The sequence below is a fragment of the Leifsonia sp. LS1 genome (assembly GCF_020521355.1).
Taxonomy (GTDB): domain Bacteria; phylum Actinomycetota; class Actinomycetes; order Actinomycetales; family Microbacteriaceae; genus Leifsonia.
The window spans coordinates 68,533-74,900 of the sequence record NZ_BPER01000014.1 but is presented as its reverse complement, the minus strand read 5'-3'; the positions used below and the strand labels follow the sequence as shown (position 1 = coordinate 74,900).

The window sequence follows — 6,368 nt, the reverse complement described above, 5'->3', positions numbered from 1 at the left end:
TGTGGTGCCCGACCGCGCGGTCGGGGACGCGGTGCGCGCGGCGGTCGCCGAGGGGCCGCGCGTCCTGCTCACGACCGGAGGCACGGGCCTCGCTCCCGACGACCTCACCCCCGAGGCGACGGCCGCCGTCCTCGACCGGGAGCTGCCCGGCATCGCCGAGGCGCTCCGCGCCCGAGGAGCGGCGAGCACGCCGCTCGCGGCCCTCAGCCGGGGACGAGCGGGCGTCGCGGGCACGACCCTCGTCGTGAACCTGCCGGGGTCTCGTGGAGGGGTCGCCGACGGTCTCGCGGTGCTGGCCGAGCTGCTGCCGCACCTGCTCGACCAGATCGCCGGCGGCGACCACCGAGGAGGCCGGCGATGACGGCGGCGGGGGCGGTGCTCGCCGAGATCAGCGCCGCCACGCTCGATCCCGGGATCGCGGACGAGTTCGTCTGGCGCGCGGAAGCCGGAGCCGTCGTCTGCTTCCACGGGATCGTGCGCGACCATGACGGGGGCCAGGCGGTGGTCTCCCTCGATTACCGCGCGCATCCCGACGCCGAGTCCTTCCTCCGCGCCTGCTGCGAGGAGGTCGCCGCACGCACCGGGCTCCGGGTCGCCGCGCAACACCGGGTCGGGTCGCTGAGGGTCGGCGATCTCGCATTGGTCGCGGCCGTCGCGGCGCCGCACCGGGCGGAGGCGTTCGCCGCGTGCGCCGAGCTCGTCGAGGCCATCAAGGCCGGCGTGCCGATCTGGAAGCGGCAGCACTTCGCCACCGGAGCCTCGGAGTGGGTCGGCCTCTGACCTCTCCCGCAACCGCGGATGCGACTCTATGATGACAGTCATGCCGCAGATACGGGTAAAAGACGCAGCACGGTTCCTTGGAGTCTCGGACGACACCGTGCGCCGCTGGATCGAGGGCGGGCTGCTGTCGAGCGAACACGACGGGGCCGGACGCACCGTGGTCGACGGCCTGGAACTCGCGGTGCTCGCCAAGCAGAACGCCGTGCTGCCCGACGACCCGTCCGGAGTCGGCCGATCGGCCCGTAACCGGTTCGTGGGCATCGTCACGGACATCGTCGCCGATCGCGTCATGGCCCAGGTGGAGCTCCAGTGCGGCCCGCACCGTGTCGTCTCGCTCATGAGCAGCGAGGCCGTGCGCGAGCTCGGGCTGGAGCCCGGCTCGGTCGCCGTCGCGGTCGTCAAGGCCACCACCGTCATCGTCGAGACCCCGGGGGCATCGTCGTGACCGCGGGGAGGCGCCTGGCGGCTGCGACCGCCTCCCTCGCCGTCCTGCTCCTCGCCGTGACGGGCTGCTCGGCCGCCGGCTCGTCCTCCGCGACCGCATCCCCGACCTCCTCGGCGACGGGACGGGCGACGGGCACGATCACCGTGTTCGCTGCAGCGTCGCTCACGAGCACCTTCACCGCACTCGGCGCCGAGTTCGAGAAGGCGAACCCGGGCAGCGCGGTGACCTTCAGCTTCGCGGGATCATCCGACCTCGTCACCCAGCTGACCGCGGGCGCGCCCGCCGACGTGTTCGCCTCCGCGGACGAAGCCACCATGAAGAAGGCGGTGTCGGCCGGCGTCACCGCGGGCGACCCGGTCGACTTCGCCACGAACGTGCTCGCGATCGCCGTGCCGAAAGGCAACCCCGCACACATCGGCGGCTTCGCCGATCTCTCGAAGCCGGGCGTCGCCACGGTCGTCTGCGCACCACAGGTGCCGTGCGGGGCGGCGACGGCGAAGGTGGAGGCCGCGACCGGCACCACGCTCGCGCCGGTCAGCGAGGAGTCCTCGGTCACGGACGTCCTCGGCAAAGTGATCGCCGGCGAGGCCGACGCGGGCATCGTCTACGCGACCGACGTCCGGGGTGCGGGCGACGCGGTCGGCTCGGTGCCCTTCCCCGAGGCGAAGGGCGTGGTCAACACGTATCCGATCGCGGCCGTCGGGCAGGGCGCGAACACGGCGGGCGGGAAGGCTTTCCTGGCCTTCGTGACGGGTCCGGCCGGGCAGCGGGTGCTGCGGGCCGCCGGATTCGGCGCACCGTGAGCAACCGGCCCGCGACCGGCATCCCGGCCTGGCTTCTCGTGATCGCCGGGGCCGGCGCCCTGTTCGCGCTCCTCCCGGTCGCGGCGATGGTGCTGCAGGTCGACTGGGCGCAGTTCCCGGCTCTCATCAGCTCGCCCTCGTCGGTGGACGCCCTGCTGCTGAGTCTGCGCACCTCGCTGACGGCCACCGCCGCCTGCCTCGTGCTCGGCATCCCGATGGCCGTGGTGCTCGCGCGTGTGCCCTTCCGCGGCCGAGGTCTCGTGCGAGCCGTCATCCTGCTGCCGCTCGTCCTCCCTCCGGTCGTCGGCGGCCTGGCGTTGCTCGCCCTCTACGGCCGCCGCGGTCTGCTCGGCGGTGCGCTCGCCGTGGCGTTCTCGACCCCGGCGGTCGTGATCGCCCAGACGTTCGTCGCCCTCCCGTTCCTCGTCCTGAGCCTGGAGGGGGCGCTGCGGACAGCCGGCGATCGGTACGAGGCGGTGGCCGCGACACTCGGCGCCGGTCCGTCGACGGTGCTGTTCCGGGTCACCCTGCCGCTCGTGACGCCCGCCATCGTCTCGGGTGCGGTGCTGTCGTTCGCCCGGGCCCTCGGGGAGTTCGGGGCGACCCTGACCTTCGCGGGCAGCTTGCAAGGCGTCACCCGCACCCTGCCCCTGGAGATCTACGTGCAGCGGGAGACCGACCCCGAGGCAGCAGTCGCGCTGTCGTTGGTGCTCATCGCGGTCGCGATCGCCGTCGTCGCCGTCGCTCACGGAGCGGGCGAGCCGCTCCGCAGGCGCACCGCATGACGCTGCGGCTCACGGCGTCGCTCGCCGAGCGCGGCGTCGCGGTCGACCTCGCTCTCGGCTCCGGAGAGACGCTCGCCCTCCTCGGCCCGAACGGCGCGGGAAAGTCCACGGTGCTCGGGATGCTCGCCGGCCTCGTCCGCCCCGACGAGGGTACGGCCACGCTCGACGGCGCCACCCTGTTCGACCTCCCGTCGACCTGGCTCGCCCCGCACCGCAGGAGCGTCGCCCTGCTGGCGCAGGACGCGCTGCTGTTCCCGCACCTCACCGCGCGCGACAACGTCGCCTTCGCCGCGCGCACGACCGGCCTCGCACGCGCTGCCGCCCGCGACCACGCCGGGGAATGGCTGGGCCGCACCGGGGCGGATGCGTTCGCCGACCGGCGCCCGGCCGGCCTGTCGGGCGGTCAAGCGCAGCGGGTCGCGATCGCGCGGGCGCTCGCCGCCGAGCCGCGGCTCACGCTGCTCGACGAACCTCTCGCCTCCCTCGACGTCGGCATCGCCGCCGAGCTGCGTCAGACGCTCGCCGCCGTGCTCGCCGGCCGCACCGCGGTCCTGGTCACGCACGAGGTCCTCGACGCCTACCTGCTCGCCGATCGAGTCGCGGTGCTGCACGACGGGAGGGTGGTCGAACAGGGCCCGACCCGGCAGGTGCTCGGCCACCCGCGCCACCCGTTCACGGCGGAGATCGCCGGGCTCGGTCTGCTGACCGGCCGCCGCACCGCGCGCGGGATCCGCACGGACGACGGGCTGGAGGTCGCCGGCACGACGACGGACCCGATCAGCGCCGGAACACCGGTCACGGCGATCATCCGGCCGTCGTCCGTCACGGTCCATCCGGTGGGAACGGACGGCATCCCCGCCCGTGTCACCGCACTCGAGCCGCGGGACGACCTGGTGCGGGTGCGCACGGATCGGATCACGGCACTGCTTCCGGCCGCGGTCGTCGCGGAGTTGCGGCTGTCGCCGGGGACGCCCGTCGCTCTCCGCGTCGCTCCCGACGACGTGTCGATCGCTCCCCTCTGACGTCCGGACGGTGCGTCAGCCGCCGGCGAACGGTGGAAGGACATCCACCCGCTCACCGAGCGGCCGTCCTGCGTCGCGCGCGACGACGCCGTCCACGAGGAAGGATCCGCCCCGCAGGACGCGCCGCATCGGTTCGCCGTGACGGGAGGCGAGCTCTTCCCGCAACGCGCCCAGCGTCGGCTCCGCCAGGACGATGCGCTCCTCCGCGCATCCCGCCGCCTCCTCCGCCGCGGCGAAATAGCGCACCAGTACGTCAGCCACCGATCGCCCCCATACTCCGGGCGGGCGGCAGGAAGCCGGCGGCGTCGATCCCGTGCCCCGCCTGCTTGCCCCACATCGCGCCGCGCCACCAGCGGGCGATCTCGGCGTCGTCCGCCCCGCCTCGGAGGAGGCCGCGCAGGTCGGTCTCCTCGTCGCCGAACAGGCAGGATCGCACGGTCCCCTCCGCCGTGATGCGCGTGCGGTCGCAGGCGGCGCAGAACGAGCGCGAGACGGAGGCGATGATGCCGACCGTCGCCGGACCGCCGTCGACCAGCCATTCCTCTGCGGGAGAGGAGGGGTCGTCCCGTCCCGCCTCCGTGAGCGCGAAGCGCGTGCCGAGCGTCTCCAGCAGTTCGCTCGCCGGCACCATGTTGTCCCGCGCCCACGCGCGGTCCGCATCGAGCGGCATCTGCTCGATGAAGCGGAGGCGGCAGCCGTTGTCGAGCGCCCACGCGAGCAGCTCCGGCGCGTCGGCCAGGGTGTCGCGCATCATGACGGCGTTCACCTTGAGCGGGGTGAGTCCCGCGTCGCGGGCCGCTCGGATGCCGGCGAGCACGGCGGGCAGGCGGTCACGACGGGTCAGGCGTGCGAAATGCGAACGGTCGACGGTGTCGAGCGAGATGTTGACCCGGGTCAGACCGGCGGCGACGAGCGCGCTCAGGCGGTGGTCCAGCCCGATGCCGTTGGTCGTGATGCTGAGATCGACGCCGGGGGCGACCTCCGCCGACCGCGCCACGATCTCGGAGAGGTCGGCGCGCATGAGTGGCTCGCCGCCGGTGAACCGCACCTCCCTGACACCCAGGTCACGCACCCCGATGCCGACCAGCCGGGCGATCTCCGCGGCCGTGAGCAGGCTCTCGCGCGGGATCGTGGGCAGGCCCTCGGCCGGCATGCAGTAGGTGCAGCGCAGCGAGCACTTCTCGGTGACGGAGACACGCAGATCCCGCGCCACCCGTCCGAAGCGATCGATCAGTCCCGGATGCTCGGGACGACCGGCGAGGCTCGGCGCCACCGCGTCGCCGCCGCCGGAGCGCACGGGGATCCGCGCGGGCGAGCCGAGGTTGACGGCGGTCATGTCCTCACCCTAGCCCGCGGTCAGTAGCGCGGCAGGGACGGATCGACGTCGCGCGCCCACGCGTCGATCCCGCCGGCGAGCACGAGCCCGGGCGCTCCCACGTCGGCGAGGAGGCGGCGCGCGGTCTCGGCGCGCACGCCGTGATGGCAGACAAGGACGAGCGGCTCGGTGCCGAGCCGCGCCGCGACACCGGCCGGGTCACGCTGCACCACCCCGAGCGGCACCAGCAGCGAGCCAGGGATCTCCGCGATGTCCGCCTCCCACGGCTCCCGCACATCGAGCAGGGTGTGGGGCTCGCCCGCGAGGAGGCGGGCGTGCAGCTCCCCCGCCGAGACGGTGTCCGAGACTCCGCAGAACGCGTCGTAGTCGATCAGGCCGGTGACCGGCTCGCCCGCCGGGTCGCGCTCGTACGCGACCTCGCGGAAGGTCCCGTGCAGGGCATCGTGCACGATCACCCGGCCGAGCACAGGCTCGCCCGTGCCGGTGACGAGCTTGATCGCCTCGCCCACCATCAGCGATCCGATCGTGCCGCAGACGCTCGGCAGCGCCCCCGCCTCGGCGCAGCTCGGGATGCTGCCGGGCTCGGGTGGCACGGGGAACAGATCGCGATAGTGCGGTCCCTGCGCCGCCCAGCTGAGTCCCACCTGACCACCGGCCTGGTGCACGGCGCCCCAGACGACCGGCACGCCGGCGAGCACGGCAGCGTCATTGACGAGGTAGCGGGTCGGGAAGTTGTCGCTGCCGTCGAGCACGAGGTCGAACCCGGCGATGATCTCCCGGGCGTTGGCCGCCGTCAGCCGCTCGGCGAAGAGCCGCACCTCGCTCTCCGGATCGATGGCGCGCACCGTCTCGGCGGCCGAATCGGTCTTGAGGCGGCCGATGTCCGCGGGCGTGTGCACAGTCTGGCGGGGCAGGTTGCTCGGCTCGACGCGGTCGTCGTCGACGATCCCGATGGTGCCGAAACCGGTGGAGGCCAGCAGCGGCAGGACAGCGGAGCCGAGGCCGCCCGCCCCCACCACGAGGACCCGCGCCGCGTGCAGCCGGCGCTGCGCGAGCATCCCGAAGCCGGGGAGCCTGGTGGTGCGCGCGTAGCGCGCCCGGTGCTCGGCGGAGAGCTCGGGAGCGGGTTCGACGAGCGGCGGAAAGGCCATACGCACAGCCAACCATGTCGCAGGGTCTCGTGTCGCGCGGCCCGGC

The 6,368-nt window shown here is 73.9% G+C and carries 9 protein-coding genes; 6 read left to right on the top strand and 3 right to left on the bottom strand.

Features of this window, described 5'->3' with window-relative positions; all coding sequences use genetic code 11:
• The 6 genes from LLS1_RS18605 to LLS1_RS18580 all read left to right on the top strand — a co-directional run.
• Window positions 1-361: molybdenum cofactor biosynthesis protein B (locus LLS1_RS18605; protein ID WP_226657882.1), on the top strand; the 361-nt coding region annotated here is incomplete at its 5' end.
• The gene (locus LLS1_RS18600; RefSeq protein WP_223360396.1) at window positions 358-780 is read left to right on the top strand and encodes a molybdenum cofactor biosynthesis protein MoaE; all 423 of its coding nucleotides are present in this window, start codon (window positions 358-360) and stop codon (window positions 778-780) included. The genes LLS1_RS18605 and LLS1_RS18600, both read left to right, overlap by 4 nt.
• A gap of 40 nt (window positions 781-820) precedes the next feature.
• The gene (locus LLS1_RS18595) at window positions 821-1,225 is read left to right on the top strand and encodes a molybdopterin-binding protein (protein ID WP_223360395.1); all 405 of its coding nucleotides are present in this window, start codon (window positions 821-823) and stop codon (window positions 1,223-1,225) included.
• A complete protein-coding gene (gene modA, locus LLS1_RS18590) occupies window positions 1,222-2,028 on the top strand; it encodes a molybdate ABC transporter substrate-binding protein (protein WP_226657881.1) in 807 nt (268 codons plus the stop codon). Before LLS1_RS18595 ends, modA begins: the two co-directional genes overlap by 4 nt.
• Window positions 2,025-2,813 carry an ABC transporter permease gene (locus LLS1_RS18585; RefSeq protein ID WP_226657879.1) on the top strand — a complete coding sequence of 263 codons (789 nt, stop codon included), beginning with the start codon at window positions 2,025-2,027 and terminating at the stop codon, window positions 2,811-2,813. Before modA ends, LLS1_RS18585 begins: the two co-directional genes overlap by 4 nt.
• Window positions 2,810-3,835 carry a sulfate/molybdate ABC transporter ATP-binding protein gene (locus LLS1_RS18580; protein WP_226657877.1) on the top strand — a complete coding sequence of 342 codons (1,026 nt, stop codon included), beginning with the start codon at window positions 2,810-2,812 and terminating at the stop codon, window positions 3,833-3,835. The genes LLS1_RS18585 and LLS1_RS18580 overlap by 4 nt, the downstream gene beginning before the upstream one ends.
• Before the next feature lie 15 nt (window positions 3,836-3,850).
• Here the strand turns inward: LLS1_RS18580 and LLS1_RS18575 are convergent, their stop codons facing one another.
• The 3 genes from LLS1_RS18575 to LLS1_RS18565 are packed head-to-tail and all read right to left on the bottom strand — an operon-like array spanning window position 3,851 to window position 6,322.
• A complete protein-coding gene (locus tag LLS1_RS18575; protein ID WP_223360391.1) occupies window positions 3,851-4,096 on the bottom strand; it encodes a MoaD/ThiS family protein in 246 nt (81 codons plus the stop codon).
• Window positions 4,089-5,171, bottom strand: coding sequence for a GTP 3',8-cyclase MoaA (moaA, locus tag LLS1_RS18570; RefSeq protein ID WP_226657875.1), 1,083 nt, complete (start codon window positions 5,169-5,171; stop codon window positions 4,089-4,091). The genes LLS1_RS18575 and moaA overlap by 8 nt, the downstream gene beginning before the upstream one ends.
• 20 nt (window positions 5,172-5,191) lie before the next feature.
• On the bottom strand, window positions 5,192-6,322 hold the full coding sequence (locus LLS1_RS18565) for a ThiF family adenylyltransferase (RefSeq protein ID WP_226657873.1): 1,131 nt from the start codon (window positions 6,320-6,322) through the stop codon (window positions 5,192-5,194).
• Window positions 6,323-6,368: the final 46 nt, after the last annotated feature.